The following is an 18,035-nucleotide window of genomic DNA, read 5'->3' on the forward strand; positions in this document are numbered from 1 at the left end:
TCTATTTTTTTGGAGCTGGCTGTTGGGCCGGGAAGTAACTGTTGATTGCTTTGTCTTTCTTCTTGAAGTTATCTTTTTCGTCGTATACAGCCTTCTTCACTTTTTCTATCTCTGTCTTGACCTCTTCTAAATTGACGCCTTTCTTGGTCAATTCCTCGGTGGCTAGATTGATTGCCGCATTCGATTCTTCAATCGAAATCCTCAATGAATCCATGGATCCCTGCGGATTATGGAATCCAGCCGAACTTTCAGCCGCTACGATATCCCAGAACCATTGCCCTTTCCTGACATGCTCCTGAGCCTGCTCGATCTTTTCTTCGCTTACTCCTGATGTGATCATCTTATTCACGTAATAGTGTGAGGTAATCGAAATATCCTCGGCCTTATGAAGAGCTTCCATATGTGTTTCCTGGATTCCCATTACACGATCCTTCAGCTCATCCATATCCCTGTTGCTATGGCAGGTTGCGCAGGATTGATCCATTGTCTTCAGAGGCGATGTCCACCAGTGTGAACTGATTTTCTTTTTGCCGTCTACCCTGTCATATGGCATGTGACAGTCTGCACATGTTACTCCAGCCTCGCCATGCGGACCTTCGATATGTGTCTCAAAGTCAGGGTGCTGGGATTTCAGCATTGGCGTCCCGGAAATATTGTGGACCCAGTCCTTTTCAAAACCTTGTTCTTTGGCGGCAGTCTCATAGTATTCATACATATCTTCCGGCTTGAATCCATTTGCCCAAGGATAGGTAACTTCACTATTGTCAGCTGCAAAGTAGTACTCTACGTGGCACTGTCCGCAGACATAATTCCTCATGTCATTCTTGGTTGGGTTGGACATGTCGATGCCCTGGGATTCCATTGCCTTGATGAAGCTCGGGCGCGTGACGCGCAGATCCATCGTTTGCGGATCATGGCAGTCTGAACAGCCGATTGGGGAATGGCCCATTGCCTCTGCTTTCGGCCAGATGTCTTTGTTAAAATTGCCGCTCCAGTAATCGTCGCCCATCTCCTCGATCATGTGTGGTACGGCAGTCGATTTACAGGTCAGGCAGGATCCGACTGACTTGTCAGTGATGCGCGCGATCGCCCGGACGTCCTCATTCGCGTAAATATGGCCGCGATCTTCATTGTACTCAGTCGCAAAGCCATAGCCGTTAAAAAGAACAGGCAAATACGGTTCCTTATCATGGTCGAATTTGCTTCGTTTCACGGAACCGCTGTATTTTGTATCTTCCATTTTTTCGTTTTGTTTGTAGCTGTCATATTGAAGCGGGAAAAGATCCTTGAAGGCTTCATTGCTGATTTCATCTTTGCTAAGCCCCGTTTTTAGCTCACTGGCTGAAGTGGCTTCTTCATCCGAGCTGGAGCAGCCTGTTATGATGAGCATGACAGCCGCAAGGAGCAAATATGCCCAGCGGAAATTTCTAGCCATTGTTCATCGTACCTCCTTTTTTCTCTAAAAGCTCGCCTGGTTTCGGCGGTTTAAAATAATCCTCTGTCTTGAAACCTTTGCCATGCGGCACTGCCTGATGGCAGCTTGAACAGCTGTCTTTTGCATCATGCGATACATTTTCCAGTGTGTTTTCATGGCAGCTGATGCAGTTCTCATTGATGACTTCGTCAGAGCTTTCCGTTGCGTGGAGCACCTTCGGGATTTTGGCTTCCCCCAGCGTATTGTAGTACACATGGGTCATGCCCGCCTTTGCCTTATACGTGTATTTCTTGACCATGTTTTCATGCGGCAAATGGCAGTCCCCGCAGGCTAGACCAGCGTGGTTGGAATCGGAAAACGAATCATGGACCTCTGTCATGATGTGGCAGCTTGAACAGAATTCAGGTGAATCCGTATAAGCAAGCGTCTTGACAGTGACGACAGAAACAATGATTCCAGCGAACACACCAATGAATAACAGCATCTTTTTGTCTATTCCCAGCAGCTTTTTCAGCATTCTCTTTCACCTCCCTTATAGCCAACTACTAAAAACTGTTTTCGGATTCATACGAAAACAGCCTTATTAAAACACGAATGTGCTTTAACCAAGGTCATGGTGAAACTTTTTCCTGGATCAGACTGATTAAATCGTCCTTTGTTGTCGGGCCGGAAAAGCGTTCGACAATCATGCCGTCGCTGTCAATAATGATAGTCTCAGGCTGTCCGATCACATTGTAATTTTTAGAGATTTCTTCTTTTGTGTCTAAAAGATACGTAAGCTTAGAACCGCTTTCCCCGATATATTTTTCCATCCGTTTTTTCGATTCGCCTTTTGCAAGGATCAAAAGCTTTGCATCCTTGTACTCTTTTCCGAATACTTCAAGTTCAGGCGCTTCATCAATGCATGGAGCACACCATGTCGCGAAAAAATTGAGGACAACCGGCTGGCCCTTAAAATCAGAAAGTTTGTAAGTATTGCCGTCAATATCCTGCAGTTCAAAATCGATCGACTGGTCACCAGGCTGGGCGGATGCTTTCCCGCCTAATCCGCTGACCAAAAAGCCAAGGACTCCGATGACAGCTGCGATCACGATGACCGGAACGATTTTTTTGCCCATTTTCATCACCCGCTTTTTTTAAGGCTCTTTTCTCAAACTTTGTTGCTTTTGAATACAAATTGGATTGAATTAGCTGATTACCCTTGTAAAGAAGACTCTTTTTATGAGAAAAGAGCATCTAAACTTTATACCGACCTCCGCAATAGGTATATATTACGTTAAAATCGGCTTTAGGATTTTAACACCAATCTTTACGAAAACAGCCTTTATTAAAAATCTGAGTTCCATTCTTCCAGCAGTTCAAGCTCTTTTTTCAGCTGCTTCTGGCGGCGGCCCAGCACAACGACATACCCCGCAATCAACGTCCAGATCACTGTATAACCCATGAATAAGTAAGTCATTTTTCCATTCCTCCTTAATTGTTAGCCCGCAAGCTTTTCGATTGCTTTTGACTTAGCCTTTTTGACGATATGTCTCATTTTTTCAATTTCGATGCCTTTTCGCATCAGGAACGCGTAAAGCAAGGTGATCGTAAAAATCGAGAACAGCAATGTGACGAGCATATCCGGTTCGATTCCGCCTCCTGACTGGTTTTTGCCTTCACCGAACACGATTGGATGAAGCTTCGTGTTCCACCAGCGGATCGCCATGAAGACAATCGGGACATTGATGACGCCAACAATGCCGAAAACAGCTGACAGCCTGGCGATTTTCTCCATAGAACCGTCCATCTTACGGACAAAAAGATATGCGACATAAATGAACCAGAGGATCAGCGTTGTCGCGAGACGTGGTTCCCATGTCCACCACGTATTCCAGCTTGATTTTCCCCAGATCATCCCGGTGATTAATGTGATTGTCGTGAAAAGGACACCAATTTCAGCTGAGATTCCAGCATTGATATGATGCTGAAGCCTCGGCTTGATCAGCACTCTGACACTGTAATAACCCACTACCCCGAAAGCGAGGAAGGCGACCCAGGCACTGCCAACATGGAAGTAGAATATTTTTTGGGTGGCACCCATCATCTTTTCGACAGGCGACCAGATAAAAATCAGGTAAAGCGCGATAAAAAATGATGGTATCAAAGTAAACAGCAAGATTCGGTCAATCAAACCAGCATTCTTTTTCATCAAGACCCCTCCATAATAAATTCGAATAAGAAAAAGCACGCTGCCAGAAACAGCAAATCGTAAGCAGCCATCAATCTGATCCATGACGCTGCATCCGCAATCATTTCATTTTCCAGAACGATTCTTGTCGCCTGGACTCCGGCAATCAGCAATGGACTTAATAGCGGCAGCAGCAAAACCGGCAACAGCATTTCGCTGTTTTTGGCATTCGCTGACAGGGCAGCCAGGAATGTGCCGACGATGATAAAGCCCAGTGTTCCAATGACAACAACAAGAATGAACCAGCTTAATTTTCCAAAAAAGCGGTAGTCGAACAGCAAGAACAGCACCGGGATGCTCACGAGCTGAACAGCCGTGACAAGGATGAAATTCGCCAGCGCCTTCCCCAGATAAATACTCGAAGGGTCAATGGGAGCCGAGCGAAGTCCAGTCAGTGCATCGTTTTCATGCTCCGAAAGAAACGAGCGGTTCAGGCCAAGAATCCCGGAAAAGACAGTAATCAGCCAGACGAGACCTGGAATGACCGCCTTCACCATATTGTTGGTTGGATCGAAGGCAAAGCTGAAAATGAGGACGACCAGACTGGAGAAAATGACCATCATCCCAATCGTCTGCTTTGTCTTGATCTCGTTGCGAAGATCTTTGCTGGCAATCGTCCAGGCATCGCGAAGTATCGACATCATGAGCTCTTCACCTCTGATTCATACCATTGCTTCATCTCAGACAGGCTGATCCCTTCACCAAGCGGCCTTGTTGCAATGATTTTTCCCTTTTTCAGCAGGGCGGCCCTGTCAGCAAGTGCATGCACCTGCTCGAAATCATGTGAGATGATCAGGATGGATGTTCCGCTGTCCCGTTTGTTTTTAATGATTTGATTCAGGAGAGCGACGGCTTCCTGGTCAAGTCCGGTGTGTGGCTCATCGAGCATCAGGATTTTAGGGTCAGGGAGCAGCACCCTCGCAATCGCCAGCCTCTGCATCATTCCCCTTGAAAACGACCGGATCGGCATATCACGGAAGAGATACAACCCTACCTCCTTCAAAAGCTCATTCGCTTTCCTGTCAAGGTCCTTCACCTTGTAAAGCTTTCCGTAAAATCTAAGATTCTCGAGCGGGGACAGGTTATTGTACAGGAAGGATTCATGACCTAAGAACCCAATCCGCTGCTTGATCTGTGCAGAGTTTTTCCTGACGATCTTTCCATCAAGGAGAATCTCTCCGCTTGTAGGCTGCAGCAATCCGACCGTACATTTGAAAAACGTACTCTTTCCGGCACCGTTTGGCCCTATTACTGCGAGGATTTCCCCTTTTTCAAGTGTCAGGGTGATGTTTCGCAATATCAGTTTATCTCCCAGCATTTTGGTCATTTTTCGCAGTTCCAGCATGGTCCCCAACTCTTTCATCCAGTGTATTGTTTCAATTCCTTATTCACCTGGTCCAATTGGCCCTGGTAATCAAGCTTTCTTTCAATAAAAATTTCTTCGATGATTTCTGTTGAGCTGAGCCTGCCATCCAATCTGGCAAGTTCCTCCTCGATGACTCTTTTCCTTTGCAAAAGGTGCCTGAACAGTTTCTCGTTATCGTCAACCACCTCAAGTGCACCAGTCCGTTTTCGTTTTAAAAACCACAATAGTGCTATTACAACTCCAAGAAACGTCAGCACAAAATGAGGATTCAACAAGTTCAAACCAGGCGTCGTCAGCCAGAAGTTCACCAGCCATTCAGGGTGATAGGCAGGAGCCATTTGATTCACCCCTTCTGCCGGCGGAGGTTTCTCAGTTCCCTGAGAATTTCTTCTTCCGCATCATCAGCCTGCATTTTCGCTTTGCCTTTTGGCAGCTTCGTTTTGCCTTGCTTAAGCGTTTCAGTTTCTTCCTTTAATAAAGCTGCGAACACTTGATAATTTTCTTTCATTTTTTCAAAATCTTCACGAGTGATTTTTTTCATCAGAAAGTCCATTTCCAGCTCATTCACTGCGCTGTACACCTGCTCCAGAGTCAACTTTTCACCTTCTGCTTCCGTTCCCGTGGTTTGGCTCTCGCCTGAGGAAAAGAAAGGAGAAATGATAAAGTAAAAACAAGTAATGATCACGAGTGATCCAATTATTAAAAATACATAATCCATTTTTCATCAACTCCTAGAAAAGCTTTCGGCGCTCGTCATCAAAAGCTTTGGATGCGATCTCCTTCTCGATTTCGGAATCCCATCCAGATTTGGCTTCAACGTTTGTTGCCGCCTTTTTGATTGTCAATTTCCTGATCCAGACCCCGACGATTACAGTTCCGATGGCAAAACCTGCAGCTGGCATTCCCCAGGCAATCCAGCCGCTAGTGCCGCCACCCGGTGTCCTTAAGGCTGCCTGCCCGTATTCATCAACATAGGATTGGATGATTTCCGGCTCTGATTTGCCGCCATTCAGCATTTCTACCACTTCGTCATAATAAACTTTCTTGATTGAACAGGTGGATAGATCATGATCTGCATGACCCTGCATATCAAGCTGGGCAATGACATGCTTGAATTCCTTCGAGTTATACGTAAAAGCGGATGTCAGGCCAGGAATCAGGATGAAGCAAAGAAATGTCGCAACGATAATTTTCTTTTTCATCTCCATCACCTTCCCGCGAATTTATTGGTCTGATAGCGGATCGAAGCTGGTCTGCCGCCAGCTAAGGCTATTGCAGTGCCAATCACCATGATGATACCGCCCAGCCAGATCCAGCTGACGAATGGGTTCACTTTTACCATGAACGTGACTTTGTCTTTGTTCTCCCAGGAACTGAGCACCACGTATAAGTCCTGGCTCCAGTTCGTCTTGATCGCTACCTCTGTTGATGGCTCAGGCCATGTTTCATAGAAGATTTTTTCCGGCTTGATTTTGCCTATGTCCTTGCCTTTATAAGTCACATCCACATCCGCGGCGACCACGCCATTGCCGTTTTTCATATGCTCGGTCAGTTCGTTGAATTTCAGGTTGTATTCGCCAATCTTGATGCTGTTCCCGGCGTCGACGGTTTTCAATATTTCTGTTGAGTAAGAGTGAGAAGATATGACCCCCACCGCAATCAGGGCAATCCCGATATGGACGATATATCCGCCATAGCGACGCTGGTTTTTCACCGTCAGCTTGAAAGCTGCCTTCAGAATATTTTCTTTCGTTGCTTTCCGTCTTGCGCTGATGCCCCTTGCAAATTCAAGCAAATGTGTACCAAACATGAAGCTTGTAGCGGATAAGCCGATTATGGCGTAGATTCCTCTAACACCGAATGCGAACAGGAGGATGGCTGTCGCAACACCCATCGCAAGCGGACAAAGCATGTTTTTAATGAACTTTTCAAATACAGCTTTTTGCCAGGCAATCAGCGGACAGATCCCCATCAGCACGATCAACACCAGCAAAATCGGAGCCATAACTTTATTGAAGTAAGGCGCACCGACATTGATCTTTGTGCCCGTGAAGGTTTCTGAAATGAGTGGATACATCGTGCCCCAAAAGACTGCGAACGCTGCGGCCACAAGAATCAGGTTGTTTAGCAGGAAGCTGCTTTCCTTTGAAAAATAAGCTTCGATCGGACTGCTGTCTTTCTTGATCAATCCATATCTTGTCATGACGATATATAGCGAGAAGATCATCATGAATGCCATGAACACAAGGAAGTAGGTTCCAAGGTTGCTGTCGCCAAATGCGTGGACACTGGTCAGGACTCCGCTTCGGACAAGGAATGTACCAAACAATGTCAGGATGTAAGATAGGATGATCAAGCTTACATTCCAGGTTTTCAGCATGTTTTTCCGTTCCTGGATCATCACCGAATGCAGGAATGCCGATACGGTCAACCATGGCAGGAACGAAGCATTCTCCACCGGGTCCCAGGCCCAGTAGCCGCCCCAGCCAAGCTCAAGATAAGCCCACCAGCCGCCGATCACGTTTCCAAGTGTCAGGAACAGCCATGCCAGCAATGTCCATCTTCTCGTTAGCTTGATCCATTCCGAATCCATTCTCTTCAGGATCAGTGCCGCAATCCCGAAGGCGAAAGGAACTGCCAATCCGACATATCCCATATAGAGCGTCACAGGATGGAGGATCATCCCTGGATTCTGCAGCATCGGGTTCAGCCCTTTTCCGTCTGCCGGGATTTTATCGGTCATTTCAAATGGATTGACATTCAGGGCCATCACCGTGAAAAAGAACAGGATATTCACCAGCAGGATGCTTGAAACATATGGCATCATGGGGTTCTTTTTTTCTTTTGAAAAAACAACCATTGCCGCATAGATTGATAAAAGGAATGCCCAGAGCAGCAGGGATCCGGCGTTTCCGGCCCAGAAGGCTGTCAGCTTGTAAGCCATCGGCAGGCTTTCGTTTGTATAGGAAGCCACATATTTATATTGGAACTGGCTTGTTCCGAGAAGGTACAGCAGCAGGAACGATGCGATGCTCGAAACGAAAGCCAGTGAGAGAACCGCTCCTCTTGCACTTTCAAGCCATTTGCTGCTGTTCTTCTTTAGCCCTGTCAGGTTGGCGATGATTCCGTGCAGTGAAATCACGATTCCTAGGTAGATTGAGATATTCCCGATCAAATACATACAGATAACCACCCATCTGTTTTATTCCTTCTTGTCATTTTTGTACATTTCCTTATGCATTTCGCTATCATAGTTCTCCATGTCTTCGCCTTCATATTTTGTCGGGCATTTCGTCTGGACTTTTTCCGCTTCGAACACTCCGTCTTTTTGGATAAAACCTTCGACTAAAACAATGACATCTTCGGAAAAGTTATCTGGCTTGATTCCTTTATGGAATACCTGAAGCGTTCCTTCGCCTTCTTCGTATAGTTCGAAACGAAGTTCCAGCTTATCAGCATCCCATTTTACTGATTCCTTATTGAGCAAGCCCTGGGTCATGATATAATCTCCTTCATAGTTCGATGCGTTTTTGCTCAGGTCCTCAATCGTAATTTCCTTGCTTCCTGCACTTGGCATTGTCGAAAACATCATGATGACGAACGCAATAGCTGCAAGTCCCAGCCCGATCAAGATTTTTTTGTTTTTGGACATCACTTTCTACCTCCCAGCTTTTTAAGCAGTTCATTGTATTCCGTTTCCGTAATGCTTCCTTCCACAAGCATCGCCCGGAGTTTCGCCTTTTTTGAATCCGAATCAGATGATGCATTGTCCTGCTCTGGCTTTGAATTCTTTCTCTTCATGAAGAATATTAGGAGCACAGCAGAGATGATTGTGATACTCCCGACTACCGTAATAACCAGCCACATAGGCATTTTCTCATCATTCTGTTTAACGGTGCCTGCCTTTTTGGCATCCCCGGCCATCTCCTCCATGATCTCCGCGGTCGTCCTGTCGTCAGCTCGTTTGTATTCAAGCTTGATATTCTTTGCTTCACCGGCTTTCATTCCCTGGCTTTGATAAAGGAACATGTTCATGTTGTAGGAATTCTTCTGCTGCTGCTCTGAAGCTGGCTCAAGCTTGAAGCTTTCCGAATTGAGCGGTTCAACAAAAATCAGGTTCAGCAAGCCGATTTCCGTAAAGCTTGTAAAATCGTAAGCCAGCTTCTTGGTGCCGTCTTTCTCGCTGATGCTATCGGTGTAGTACTCAATCACAAATTTGTATATCTCCCCTGGCTGGATTTCCTCACTCGTTTCCCAGGAAATTGTGCCTTTTTCCTGATCCAGCTCATATTCGATTTCATTCATTTCGGTGAGGTCCCGTGAATAATCACCGGCAAAACCAATCCTGAAATTCTCCTCATCCATCGGGAGCGGAACGACCACCTGGCCTTTTTGCGGCTGTTCAGCATTGTTTTTCAGGGCGCCATGATAGCCCACCAGCAGTGGCAGATTCTTCTTCTTATCTTTCGGATGGTAGGAATACTCAGGCATCACCTGGATTGTGAGCTCCTCCATGTTTAAAACATCTGTTTTGGTCTCCGCACCTGCCAGACCTGGCAGCTGAAAAATGAATATTAAGATGAAGGACAATGCTAGCTGCAGAACTTTCATTCAAATGACTCCTTTCTATATGTGGCGAATTCGTGAATATTTTCACAAGACAACTTGCATTTAAGAACGATTATTTTATCTATTGGCGTTTTTAAATTCCTGCGCGTGCTTTGCTACCTTATTTAAACCATTTCCGAGAGCCCTCAATCTGTGATTTAAATCACGAAATTTCCGCCAGTTTTATCCGAATTGTGAACGGGGGGTATTTGCTAAATATACAAGTCTGTGGTCCTTTTACTATTGACACAATAAAAAACCCCACTTCCTTTTTTGGAAATGGGGGTGTTACAATTTATGAAGATTGCTCTGGTTCGGGATGGAATTTTGACTTTACAGGCTGCCCGCCACTTTGTTCATACTTCTTCTTGGATTCTTTGATTGGGTCATGCTCCATTCCAAGTTCAAGATCCTGGTTGTTGATTCCATTCCGCGTCTTTTGTTCAGGATTGTTTTGCTTTGAGCGTTTTTTCAAAGTTTATCCCTCCCGTTTTAATGATCAAGCAAAATCATATTGTTCTGAACCTGCTGCAGCTGCAGCCTCATTCTGTGAAGCTGGTCACGCTGCTGTGCGTTCGCACTGAAGGCGAGCTTGGCAAGATCATTATAGGCATCCTCAATAGCCTGCAGGGCATTCGTGAAATTACCGTCATTATAATGCTGCTGAGTTGCCGCGCTTTTGTATTGTTCCTGGGCAAGATTGATTGCATCCTCACATTGTTGAAGTAGCTGGTCAACCGATTGACGTGTTGCCAATTTTAGCCCCTCCTTTTCTTGATGCTGAAGCAAGTCTGCTTCTTCTTTATTTTGTTCACAATAGATTTTCCTATCACGTTTTTGCCAATGTTTAATGTTGGCAATCGTTTTAGCAGCAATTTAAAATGCAGAATTCGAAAAACAGCTTTAATGCGAAACAGGCTTTTGTAATCTTTTTGCAATTGGATTACCCTATTCTAAGTGGTACAATTTTTATTATTACTGACTGACAGGTTATAAGGAGGTTACTGGCATGAAACAGGCCAACCCTTTTCCATACGCAACAGATGATAAACGATACCACACATGGAATTACCATTTACGGAACCATTTTGGCCACAAGGTTTTCAAGGTGGCGCTTGATGGCGGCTTCGACTGTCCGAACCGTGACGGCACGGTAGCCCACGGCGGGTGTACCTTCTGCAGCGCAGCAGGTTCAGGCGATTTCGCCGGTGACCGAGTAGAAGATCTCGGAACACAATTCAAGAAGATCAAAGAAAAGATGCATACGAAATGGAAAGACGGCAAGTACATGGCCTATTTCCAGGCTTTCACGAATACACATGCACCGGTTGAGGTCCTTCGGGAAAAATACGAGACAGTTTTAAAAGAGGAAGGTGTCGTCGGGCTTTCAATCGCAACACGGCCTGATTGCCTGCCCGACGATGTGGTTGAATACCTAGCTGAACTGAATGAACGCACCTATTTATGGGTCGAGCTTGGTCTTCAGACTGTCCATGAAAAAACGGCCAATTTAATCAATCGTGCCCATGATTATCAGACGTACAAAGAAGGCGTGGACAAGCTCCGCAAGCACGGCATCAGGGTTTGTTCGCACATCATTAATGGATTGCCTCTGGAAACACCGGAAATGATGATGGAAACGGCTCAAGAAGTCGCCAATCTTGATGTCCAGGGCATCAAGATCCATCTTCTCCATTTGCTGAAAGGTACCCCGATGGTCAAGCAGTATGAAAAGGGCATGCTTGAATTTCTTAGCTTAGAAGATTATGTAAAATTGGTCTGTGACCAGCTCGAAATCCTGCCTCCAGAAATGATCATCCACAGGATCACAGGAGATGGCCCGATTGAGCTGATGGTCGGCCCGATGTGGAGCGTCAACAAATGGGAAGTGCTGAACGCGATTGACAAGGAAATGAAACGGCGCGACAGCTGGCAAGGTAAATTCTATACTGGAAACAAAGTGGTGATTGAAAATGAAGCTTGAGAGGATTCTTCCATTTGCACGGAATCTCCTTGAACTTGCCGTTAAACCAGGGGATATTGCGGTGGATGCTACTGTTGGAAATGGGCATGATACGTTATTTTTGGCTAATCTCGTAGGCCCTGCCGGCCGTATTTACGGCTTTGACATTCAGGATGAAGCGCTTATGTCCTGTAAAACAAAGCTTCGCGAGCACGAAATGCAGGATCAGGTTACCCTGTTCCATACTGGACATGAAAACATCGCAGAATGCATTCCCCCACTCCATTTCGGTAAAATAACCGGTGCCGTTTTTAACCTTGGCTATCTGCCAGGCGGAGACAAAAACATCGTCACCGTACCCGAAACCACCATCCATGCCATCGACCAGCTGCTCGAAATCATGGCACCAGAAGGCATCATCGTGATCGTGATTTACCACGGACACCCGGAAGGCAAAGTAGAACGGGAATATTTATTGCGTTATGTAAAATCACTGGATCAAAACATCGCACACGTATTAGAGTATAAATTCCTGAACCAAAAGAACAATCCTCCGTTTATTATTGCGATTGAGAAGAGATAAGGTCCTTCATTATGAAGGATCCTTTTTACGTACTCAAAAATGCTGAATGAACAACTCCCTTTTATCCAACGCTTTCAGATCATTCTATCGGACAATCGGATTGATCTTTTCTCATTGTGTGTTCATTAGAAGGGCCCTATCGGACAAATCGATGGCTCTTTTCTAAATTTCTGTCCGTTAGACGGGCTCTATTGGACAAATCGGCGGCTCTTTTCTAAATTTCTGTCCGTTAGACGGGCTCTATCGGACAAATCTGCAACCTCTTTATCATTTTGTGTCCGTTAGAAGAGCTCTATTGGACAAATCGACACCCCTTTTTTCAATTTTTGTCCTATAGAGCCGACACACCCTAAATTCAATTGCTCCAGTTGCTCCAGTTTACTTTATTTTCTCCACATACTTAAAAGCCAGGGTAAATCCCCCTGGCTACCACCTTATTTTATAAACGCCTTCACGACTCCCGACGGCACCCACCTCTGCAATGACCGATAAGCTCGTCCATTAACATAAAAGAAGTAGCTGACGGGGCCGGCTGTCTTGATCATTTCCCTGGCGAGCTTCCTGATTCTTTCCTGTCGCCTTACTTTTTCATCGGACAGATAAACGCCTAGCAGCCCGCGGTTGATCAGTTTGTGGAATTTCCGATGCGGCAATCGAGCTGTGTGCTGGTCGGCATTTTCAACAAAATGCCGCAGCCTCTCAAACAAAGCTTCTTCATTTTCATAATAGAAGCAGAAGTTAAGATCGCCGCCTTCGCGGTCCTCTTCCTGGTCGATGAAATAATCCAGAAGGATGTGCAGCCCTTGTATGTATGGAAAATAACCGTTGCGGATGCTGTCGGCATATTCCGGCTTGAAATCATCGCGAAGAGCGTAGGATACGAGACAAAAAATGCCGAGCGTTGATCCGGTGCAGGCTGAGAATTCGTACCATTCCATGTCGGGAATATTTTCACGATGGGCATCGAACCATGTTTGCAATCTCGGCACACGCTCTTTCACATCGACATGCTTATGTATCTGCAAATCACAATAATAATCGCAAAGTTCAACCAGGTGCTTCTTAATATCCTGATAATGACCAAGACCGGCAAGGACTTCGCGGCAAACGGTCACCAGTTCAATCAGATACCCGCCATCATTCTGGTCTTCCCGCTCGCGATAATAATTTTTCAACTGGTTGTCCAGGCTGAGAGCATCTGCCATCGACTCATGCAGCGCCGCAAAATCCACCGGATCCAGCGATGTGCTGCGGTCACAAAGATTATCGAGATAATCGCTGATCGTCTGGTACGCCACAATGAACCGGATGGCCTCTTTATATTGTTTTTTAGCGGTCAGACTTAAAATCGAGCCGCCTTCACAATGGAAAGTTTTGTGCTCGATGCTTGCCAGTGCCTGCCTCCTGAGTTCAGGATTCGGGATCTCCTCCGCCCTGCTTTTCCAGTATGCCAGCTCCCGGTGTACCTGTGGCAGGACTTTTCTGTACACTCGGTACATCAAACTAATGGGCATTGATGGGATCATCATGCTGCAGTTTCACCCCTTTTTCTTTCTAATAAACATATCCAATTGCCTTCAGCTGGCTCATGACAAAATCATGCGCATAGTCAAAAACCTCTTCACGTTCAGGCTCATTAAAGACTTCGTGATAGCATTTCGGCCATTCTTTATATCGTTTTTCTGAAAGCGGGGCATTGTTGAACCATTCTTTAACCGCACGTTTATCGACAATCTTATCATCCCCGCCCTGCAGAAGCAGTGTCGGTACGTCCTGGACTTTATCCATGTTATCAAACGCCAGCTCCATTGCAGCTGCCAGTTCGCGGTACCAGCGCACTGATACCTTGGTAATGTATAATGAATCATTCGCGTCGACTGCCCTGACATCCTCATTCCTGGTTGCCATCTCGACAGATAAACCAGGTGAAATCCTAAATGTCGGTACAATGACATTCAGGCCGTGCGAGAGCATATCCAGCATTTTCGAAGGATACTTCACCAATCCCAGGCACGGAGATGACAATATCAATCCGGCAAGTTCCACACGTTGCTCCTGCAGCAAGCGGATGGCAACCAGCCCGCCCATGCTGTGGCCCAGCAGAAACACTGGGAGGTCAAAGTCATAAGCTGCTTCTATCCACTCTTTTACTTCCAAAATATATTCATCAAAGGAATCAATATGGCCACGGTTTGCTCTTGTTGTCATGCCCTGTCCTGGCAAATCACCCATTATGACATGAAATCCGGATGAGCGCCAGGCTTCAATCAGCCAGCCATACCGGCGATGATGCTCCAGCGCTCCATGAATCATGACAATCACAGCCTTAGCATCCCCATCAGCTTCCCATTTCCACATGACCATTCCCCCACTCAAATACTTTTTCTTTCTTTAAAAGAACTATAATATATAATTAATGAAAAATAAAAACGAAAGCATTATAAAATTACAGGAGTGTGTACAATGATTTATCCTTACAATGGCAAAACACCTAAAATAGCAGATTCCGCTTTTATCGCGGATTATGTAACAATCTCCGGAGATGTCGAAATCGGTGAGGAATCGAGTGTCTGGTTCAATACCTCAATCCGAGGCGATGTCGCCCCGACGATCATTGGCAATAAAGTGAACATCCAGGATAACTCGGTCCTGCATCAAAGCCCAAATAACCCCTTGATCCTCGAAGACGAAGTGACGGTCGGACATCAGGTCGTCCTCCACAGCTGCATCATCAGGAAAAAAGCATTGATTGGGATGGGTTCGATCATCCTTGACCAGGCTGAAATCGGCGAAGGCGCTTTTATCGGTGCCGGCAGCCTTGTTCCGCAGGGAAAGAAGATTCCGCCCAATACACTTGCTTTCGGACGTCCGGCAAAAGTCATCCGTGAATTGAACGAAGACGATATCCAGGATATGGAACGTATTTCCAGAGAGTACGCCGAAAAAGGACAATACTATAAAAGTTTGAAGAACAAAGGTGAATGATTTGCTAAAAAAACTCCCTCACCAGTCCGATACTAAATAATATAATATACCCTATTATTTTCGAAATATGCGGACGGGGTGATGGATGTGGACAAACTGTATTTACCTCTTGCAGCAATTATCCCATTGCTGCTCATGTTTTATATATTGATCCGAAAACAAAATAGCATGATGAAATCCATCCTGATGTTCCTGTTTGTTTTTACTTCAATCGTTGGTGCTTTCCTCCTCGAGAACCTGCAGGCTTCACATGTAGCCCAGGCTGTACAGTCGGTGAAAGACTGGCTTGATGAGCCTGTACCCAGGGCAGAAAAGGCACCTGCTCCCACAGAAGAGAGCGAACCTAAGATCATCCCCATCAAAAAGCAGGTACTCTTGGAGGCACCGACCATCTGGCAAATGCCTGAGCTCCCGAGAGGATGTGAGGTCACGAGCCTGGCCATGCTCCTCATTCATCAGGGTGTACAAGTGGACAAGCTGACACTCGCCAGTGAAGTCAGGAAAAACCCGGCTGAGTACCGCCTCAATGATGGAAAAATCTATTTTGGCGACCCGAATGAGGGCTTTGTCGGCAACATGTACACATACACAGAACCGGGGCTCGGAGTCTATCATAAGCCAATTGCTGAACTGGCAGAAAAGTATCTTCCAGACAAAATAAAAGATCTGACCGGTGCAGAATTCCAGGAGTTGAAAACCCACCTGTCAGATGGCAGGCCAGTTTGGGTGATCATTAACACTGAATACAAAAAGCTGGACGACAGTTTTTTTCAGACATGGTACACACCAAATGGACATGTCAAAGTTACAACAAAAGAGCATTCCGTCCTGGTGACAGGCTATGACGAAAACTTCATCTACTTCAACGATCCTTTGACGGTTGAAAAAAATAAAAAAGCACCCATTAAGGACTTCGCAGAAGCCTGGGTGCAGATGGGAAGGCAGGCCATCACCTACCTTCCCTGATTTTTAGGACTGCAATACTTTTTGAGCCTCATACTCCTTCTGGAAGGAGTATTTTTTTTCGACATACACATCATGCCACATCATGAACATCAGAACTGTCCAGATTTTACGGCTGTTATCCGCCTTGTTCTGGCAGTGTTCATCCAACAGCCTTAAAACGTAAGACTTATTGATGAGATGCTCTGTGTTGCTTTCCTTAATGATGTTCTTTGCCCAGTCGTTCATTTCATTTTTCAGCCAGTGTCTGATTGGCACCGGGAAGCCGAGTTTCTTGCGGGTAAGAACGTGGTCAGGAACCACTCCTTCTGCCGCTTTTCGCAAAATATACTTCGTTGTATTATTCGCTGTCTTCAGGCTTGTCGGAATCTTTGAAGCTGTTTCAAAAACAACCTTATCCAAGAATGGTACGCGAAGCTCCAAAGAATGAGCCATCGTCATTTTATCAGCTTTTAATAAAATATCGCCGCGCATCCATGTATGGATATCGATGTATTGCATTGTATCAACCGGATCGTAGCCTCTGCTTTCGCGGTATAATGGCTTCGTTACATCTCTGTAATCGTACTGGCCGTTATAAACATGCAGCAGCTCGCTCTTCTCTTTTTCCGTGAACATCTTCGCATTTCCGATATAACGCTCCTCCATCGGAGTCACGCCGCGCTCGATAAAGCTCTTGCCTTTCATGCCCTCTGGCATCATTTTTGAGATGCCCTTAAGCATCGCCTTCCCTACTCCGGGAATCTTATTGAAAACCTCGAGGTCCTGAGGTTCGCGGTAAATATTATAGCCTCCGAACAATTCATCGGCACCTTCACCTGAAAGGACAACCGTTACATGCTTCCTTGCTTCACGCGCTACGAAATACAATGGTATAGCTGCCGGGTCGGCTAGCGGGTCATCCATATGCCACATGATTTTAGGGAGTTCATCCATATATTCCTGCGGACTGATCACATAGCTGATGTTTTCAACACCCAGTCGCTCAGCAGTTTCCTTCGCGACATCAATTTCACTGAAGCCATTCTGCTCAAATCCGACAGAGAATGTCTTGATTCCAGGATGATATTGCTTTGCAATTGACGCGATGATGGAAGAATCAATTCCGCCTGAAAGGAAAGAACCAACCGGCACATCACTGCGCATGTGGATTTTCACCGATTCGAACAGGACATCCCTGATCTCCTTCGTGAATTCATCCTCAGATTTGTGGATTGGCGAGAAGCTCGCTTTCCAATAACGCTTGATTTCCATCGGCGAACCGATTTTCTTTGTAAAATAATGCCCTGGCTCAAGCTTGTAGATGCCTTCAGACATTGTGTTAGGTTCTGGAACGAATTGATAAGTCAAATAGTGCTGCAGTGCCTTATAATCAATCACATCGTTCTGCAGTGCAAGCAAAATGCTCTTCTTTTCAGAACCGAAGAAAGTACGATTTTCATCTTCAAAATAGAAGAATGGCTTGATACCAAAATGGTCACGCGCACCGTAAAGAACCTTTTCCTGCTTATCCCAGATGACAAATGCGAACATTCCGCGCAGCTTGTCAACAGCCTGCTCCTTAAGATGGCTGTATAGGGCGATGATGACCTCAGTATCAGAGTGTGTTTCGAAAGTCAGTCCTTCTTCAATCAACTCTTCACGAAGTTCAAGATAGTTGTAGATTTCCCCGTTGAAAATGATCCAATAGCGTTCATTTTCATACGTCAATGGCTGATGGCCAGCCTCAAGGTCGATGATGCTCAGACGGCGGAAGCCGAACTGGATATGCTCATCATAGAAATACCCATCATCATCAGGCCCGCGGTGGGTGATGATATCATTCATATTTTTAAACAGCTGCTTGTCATCGCTGCTGAATTCTTGTGCATTTTCATGTACACAACCGATAAAGCCACACAT

The 18,035-nt window shown here is 45.7% G+C and carries 22 protein-coding genes; 4 read left to right on the plus strand and 18 right to left on the minus strand.

Annotation, left to right across the window (positions count from 1 at the left end; translation table 11 throughout):
• Position 1: 1 nt before the first annotated feature.
• From J7E38_RS17280 to J7E38_RS17350, 15 genes are all read right to left on the minus strand, one after another.
• The gene (locus J7E38_RS17280; protein WP_214709187.1) at positions 2-1,435 is read right to left on the minus strand and encodes an ammonia-forming cytochrome c nitrite reductase subunit c552; all 1,434 of its coding nucleotides are present in this window, start codon (positions 1,433-1,435) and stop codon (positions 2-4) included.
• Entirely contained in the window at positions 1,428-1,952 is a 525-nt protein-coding gene (locus J7E38_RS17285; protein WP_214709189.1) for a cytochrome c3 family protein, read from the minus strand. Before J7E38_RS17285 ends, J7E38_RS17280 begins: the two co-directional genes overlap by 8 nt.
• Before the next feature lie 94 nt (positions 1,953-2,046).
• Positions 2,047-2,553 carry a TlpA family protein disulfide reductase gene (locus J7E38_RS17290; RefSeq protein WP_214709191.1) on the minus strand — a complete coding sequence of 169 codons (507 nt, stop codon included), beginning with the start codon at positions 2,551-2,553 and terminating at the stop codon, positions 2,047-2,049.
• A gap of 209 nt (positions 2,554-2,762) precedes the next feature.
• Positions 2,763-2,894: a CcmD family protein gene (locus J7E38_RS17295; RefSeq protein WP_214709193.1), complete on the minus strand. Its 132-nt coding sequence runs from the start codon at positions 2,892-2,894 to the stop codon at positions 2,763-2,765.
• Between the two features lie 21 nt (positions 2,895-2,915).
• The gene (locus tag J7E38_RS17300) at positions 2,916-3,626 is read right to left on the minus strand and encodes a cytochrome c biogenesis protein (protein ID WP_214709195.1); all 711 of its coding nucleotides are present in this window, start codon (positions 3,624-3,626) and stop codon (positions 2,916-2,918) included.
• Entirely contained in the window at positions 3,626-4,309 is a 684-nt protein-coding gene (locus J7E38_RS17305; RefSeq protein ID WP_214709197.1) for a heme exporter protein CcmB, read from the minus strand. The genes J7E38_RS17300 and J7E38_RS17305 overlap by 1 nt, the downstream gene beginning before the upstream one ends.
• Positions 4,306-5,010, minus strand: coding sequence for a heme ABC exporter ATP-binding protein CcmA (gene ccmA, locus J7E38_RS17310; RefSeq protein WP_214709199.1), 705 nt, complete (start codon positions 5,008-5,010; stop codon positions 4,306-4,308). The genes J7E38_RS17305 and ccmA overlap by 4 nt, the downstream gene beginning before the upstream one ends.
• A 14-nt stretch (positions 5,011-5,024) precedes the next feature.
• On the minus strand, positions 5,025-5,369 hold the full coding sequence (locus J7E38_RS17315) for a hypothetical protein (protein ID WP_214709201.1): 345 nt from the start codon (positions 5,367-5,369) through the stop codon (positions 5,025-5,027).
• Between the two features lie 5 nt (positions 5,370-5,374).
• Positions 5,375-5,749: a hypothetical protein gene (locus J7E38_RS17320; RefSeq protein WP_214709203.1), complete on the minus strand. Its 375-nt coding sequence runs from the start codon at positions 5,747-5,749 to the stop codon at positions 5,375-5,377.
• Positions 5,750-5,762: 13 nt separating this feature from the next.
• Positions 5,763-6,233: a cytochrome c-type biogenesis protein CcmH gene (locus J7E38_RS17325; RefSeq protein WP_214709205.1), complete on the minus strand. Its 471-nt coding sequence runs from the start codon at positions 6,231-6,233 to the stop codon at positions 5,763-5,765.
• 5 nt (positions 6,234-6,238) lie between these two features.
• Positions 6,239-8,212 carry a heme lyase CcmF/NrfE family subunit gene (locus J7E38_RS17330; protein WP_214709207.1) on the minus strand — a complete coding sequence of 658 codons (1,974 nt, stop codon included), beginning with the start codon at positions 8,210-8,212 and terminating at the stop codon, positions 6,239-6,241.
• A 21-nt stretch (positions 8,213-8,233) separates the two neighbouring features.
• Positions 8,234-8,683: a cytochrome c maturation protein CcmE gene (locus J7E38_RS17335; protein ID WP_214709209.1), complete on the minus strand. Its 450-nt coding sequence runs from the start codon at positions 8,681-8,683 to the stop codon at positions 8,234-8,236.
• The gene (locus tag J7E38_RS17340) at positions 8,683-9,642 is read right to left on the minus strand and encodes a hypothetical protein (protein WP_214709211.1); all 960 of its coding nucleotides are present in this window, start codon (positions 9,640-9,642) and stop codon (positions 8,683-8,685) included. The genes J7E38_RS17335 and J7E38_RS17340 overlap by 1 nt, the downstream gene beginning before the upstream one ends.
• A gap of 292 nt (positions 9,643-9,934) precedes the next feature.
• Positions 9,935-10,114 carry a hypothetical protein gene (locus J7E38_RS17345; RefSeq protein ID WP_214709213.1) on the minus strand — a complete coding sequence of 60 codons (180 nt, stop codon included), beginning with the start codon at positions 10,112-10,114 and terminating at the stop codon, positions 9,935-9,937.
• A 17-nt stretch (positions 10,115-10,131) separates the two neighbouring features.
• Positions 10,132-10,395, minus strand: a complete 264-nt coding sequence (locus tag J7E38_RS17350) for a YtzC family protein (protein ID WP_214709215.1) — start codon at positions 10,393-10,395, stop codon at positions 10,132-10,134.
• Between the two features lie 253 nt (positions 10,396-10,648).
• On the opposite strand from J7E38_RS17350, the gene mnmL reads away from it, so the two are divergent.
• Both mnmL and mnmM read left to right on the plus strand, forming a co-directional pair.
• Entirely contained in the window at positions 10,649-11,623 is a 975-nt protein-coding gene (mnmL, locus tag J7E38_RS17355) for a tRNA modification radical SAM protein MnmL/YtqA (protein WP_214709217.1), read from the plus strand.
• Positions 11,613-12,185, plus strand: a complete 573-nt coding sequence (mnmM, locus tag J7E38_RS17360) for a tRNA 5-(aminomethyl)-2-thiouridylate-methyltransferase MnmM (protein ID WP_214709219.1) — start codon at positions 11,613-11,615, stop codon at positions 12,183-12,185. The genes mnmL and mnmM overlap by 11 nt, the downstream gene beginning before the upstream one ends.
• A gap of 434 nt (positions 12,186-12,619) precedes the next feature.
• On the opposite strand, the gene J7E38_RS17365 is transcribed toward mnmM, so the two are convergent.
• Both J7E38_RS17365 and J7E38_RS17370 read right to left on the minus strand, forming a co-directional pair.
• Positions 12,620-13,714, minus strand: coding sequence for a tetraprenyl-beta-curcumene synthase family protein (locus J7E38_RS17365; RefSeq protein WP_214709221.1), 1,095 nt, complete (start codon positions 13,712-13,714; stop codon positions 12,620-12,622).
• A 25-nt stretch (positions 13,715-13,739) separates the two neighbouring features.
• A complete protein-coding gene (locus J7E38_RS17370) occupies positions 13,740-14,543 on the minus strand; it encodes an alpha/beta hydrolase (protein WP_214709223.1) in 804 nt (267 codons plus the stop codon).
• 105 nt (positions 14,544-14,648) lie between these two features.
• On the opposite strand from J7E38_RS17370, the gene J7E38_RS17375 reads away from it, so the two are divergent.
• Positions 14,649-15,170 carry a gamma carbonic anhydrase gene (locus J7E38_RS17375; protein WP_214709225.1) on the plus strand — a complete coding sequence of 174 codons (522 nt, stop codon included), beginning with the start codon at positions 14,649-14,651 and terminating at the stop codon, positions 15,168-15,170.
• 96 nt (positions 15,171-15,266) lie between these two features.
• Complete coding sequence (locus J7E38_RS17380; RefSeq protein ID WP_251030380.1) at positions 15,267-16,136, plus strand: C39 family peptidase; 870 nt, start codon at positions 15,267-15,269, stop codon at positions 16,134-16,136.
• Between the two features lie 3 nt (positions 16,137-16,139).
• On the opposite strand, the gene asnB is transcribed toward J7E38_RS17380, so the two are convergent.
• On the minus strand, positions 16,140-18,035 hold the full coding sequence (asnB, locus tag J7E38_RS17385) for an asparagine synthase (glutamine-hydrolyzing) (RefSeq protein WP_214709229.1): 1,896 nt from the start codon (positions 18,033-18,035) through the stop codon (positions 16,140-16,142).

The organism is Bacillus sp. ISL-35 (genome assembly GCF_018613355.1).
Taxonomy (GTDB): Bacteria; Bacillota; Bacilli; order Bacillales; family Cytobacillaceae; genus Mesobacillus.

Excerpts from the sequence above, each read along its gene's own strand:
- mnmL (WP_214709217.1), top strand. The coding sequence starts at position 10,649 with ATGAAACAGGCCAACCCTTTTCCATACGCAACAGATGATAAACGATAC.
- J7E38_RS17375 (WP_214709225.1), top strand. The coding sequence starts at position 14,649 with ATGATTTATCCTTACAATGGCAAAACACCTAAAATAGCAGATTCCGCT.
- J7E38_RS17280 (WP_214709187.1), bottom strand. The coding sequence starts at position 1,435 with ATGGCTAGAAATTTCCGCTGGGCATATTTGCTCCTTGCGGCTGTCATG.
- J7E38_RS17365 (WP_214709221.1), bottom strand. The coding sequence starts at position 13,714 with ATGATGATCCCATCAATGCCCATTAGTTTGATGTACCGAGTGTACAGA.
- J7E38_RS17340 (WP_214709211.1), bottom strand. The coding sequence starts at position 9,642 with ATGAAAGTTCTGCAGCTAGCATTGTCCTTCATCTTAATATTCATTTTT.
- asnB (WP_214709229.1), bottom strand. The coding sequence starts at position 18,035 with ATGTGTGGCTTTATCGGTTGTGTACATGAAAATGCACAAGAATTCAGC.
- J7E38_RS17300 (WP_214709195.1), bottom strand. The coding sequence starts at position 3,626 with ATGAAAAAGAATGCTGGTTTGATTGACCGAATCTTGCTGTTTACTTTG.
- J7E38_RS17320 (WP_214709203.1), bottom strand. The coding sequence starts at position 5,749 with ATGGATTATGTATTTTTAATAATTGGATCACTCGTGATCATTACTTGT.
- J7E38_RS17325 (WP_214709205.1), bottom strand. The coding sequence starts at position 6,233 with ATGAAAAAGAAAATTATCGTTGCGACATTTCTTTGCTTCATCCTGATT.
- J7E38_RS17290 (WP_214709191.1), bottom strand. The coding sequence starts at position 2,553 with ATGGGCAAAAAAATCGTTCCGGTCATCGTGATCGCAGCTGTCATCGGA.
- J7E38_RS17330 (WP_214709207.1), bottom strand. The coding sequence starts at position 8,212 with ATGTATTTGATCGGGAATATCTCAATCTACCTAGGAATCGTGATTTCA.
- mnmM (WP_214709219.1), top strand. The coding sequence starts at position 11,613 with ATGAAGCTTGAGAGGATTCTTCCATTTGCACGGAATCTCCTTGAACTT.
- J7E38_RS17335 (WP_214709209.1), bottom strand. The coding sequence starts at position 8,683 with ATGTCCAAAAACAAAAAAATCTTGATCGGGCTGGGACTTGCAGCTATT.
- ccmA (WP_214709199.1), bottom strand. The coding sequence starts at position 5,010 with ATGCTGGAACTGCGAAAAATGACCAAAATGCTGGGAGATAAACTGATA.
- J7E38_RS17370 (WP_214709223.1), bottom strand. The coding sequence starts at position 14,543 with ATGTGGAAATGGGAAGCTGATGGGGATGCTAAGGCTGTGATTGTCATG.
- J7E38_RS17295 (WP_214709193.1), bottom strand. The coding sequence starts at position 2,894 with ATGACTTACTTATTCATGGGTTATACAGTGATCTGGACGTTGATTGCG.
- J7E38_RS17305 (WP_214709197.1), bottom strand. The coding sequence starts at position 4,309 with ATGATGTCGATACTTCGCGATGCCTGGACGATTGCCAGCAAAGATCTT.
- J7E38_RS17315 (WP_214709201.1), bottom strand. The coding sequence starts at position 5,369 with ATGGCTCCTGCCTATCACCCTGAATGGCTGGTGAACTTCTGGCTGACG.
- J7E38_RS17285 (WP_214709189.1), bottom strand. The coding sequence starts at position 1,952 with ATGCTGAAAAAGCTGCTGGGAATAGACAAAAAGATGCTGTTATTCATT.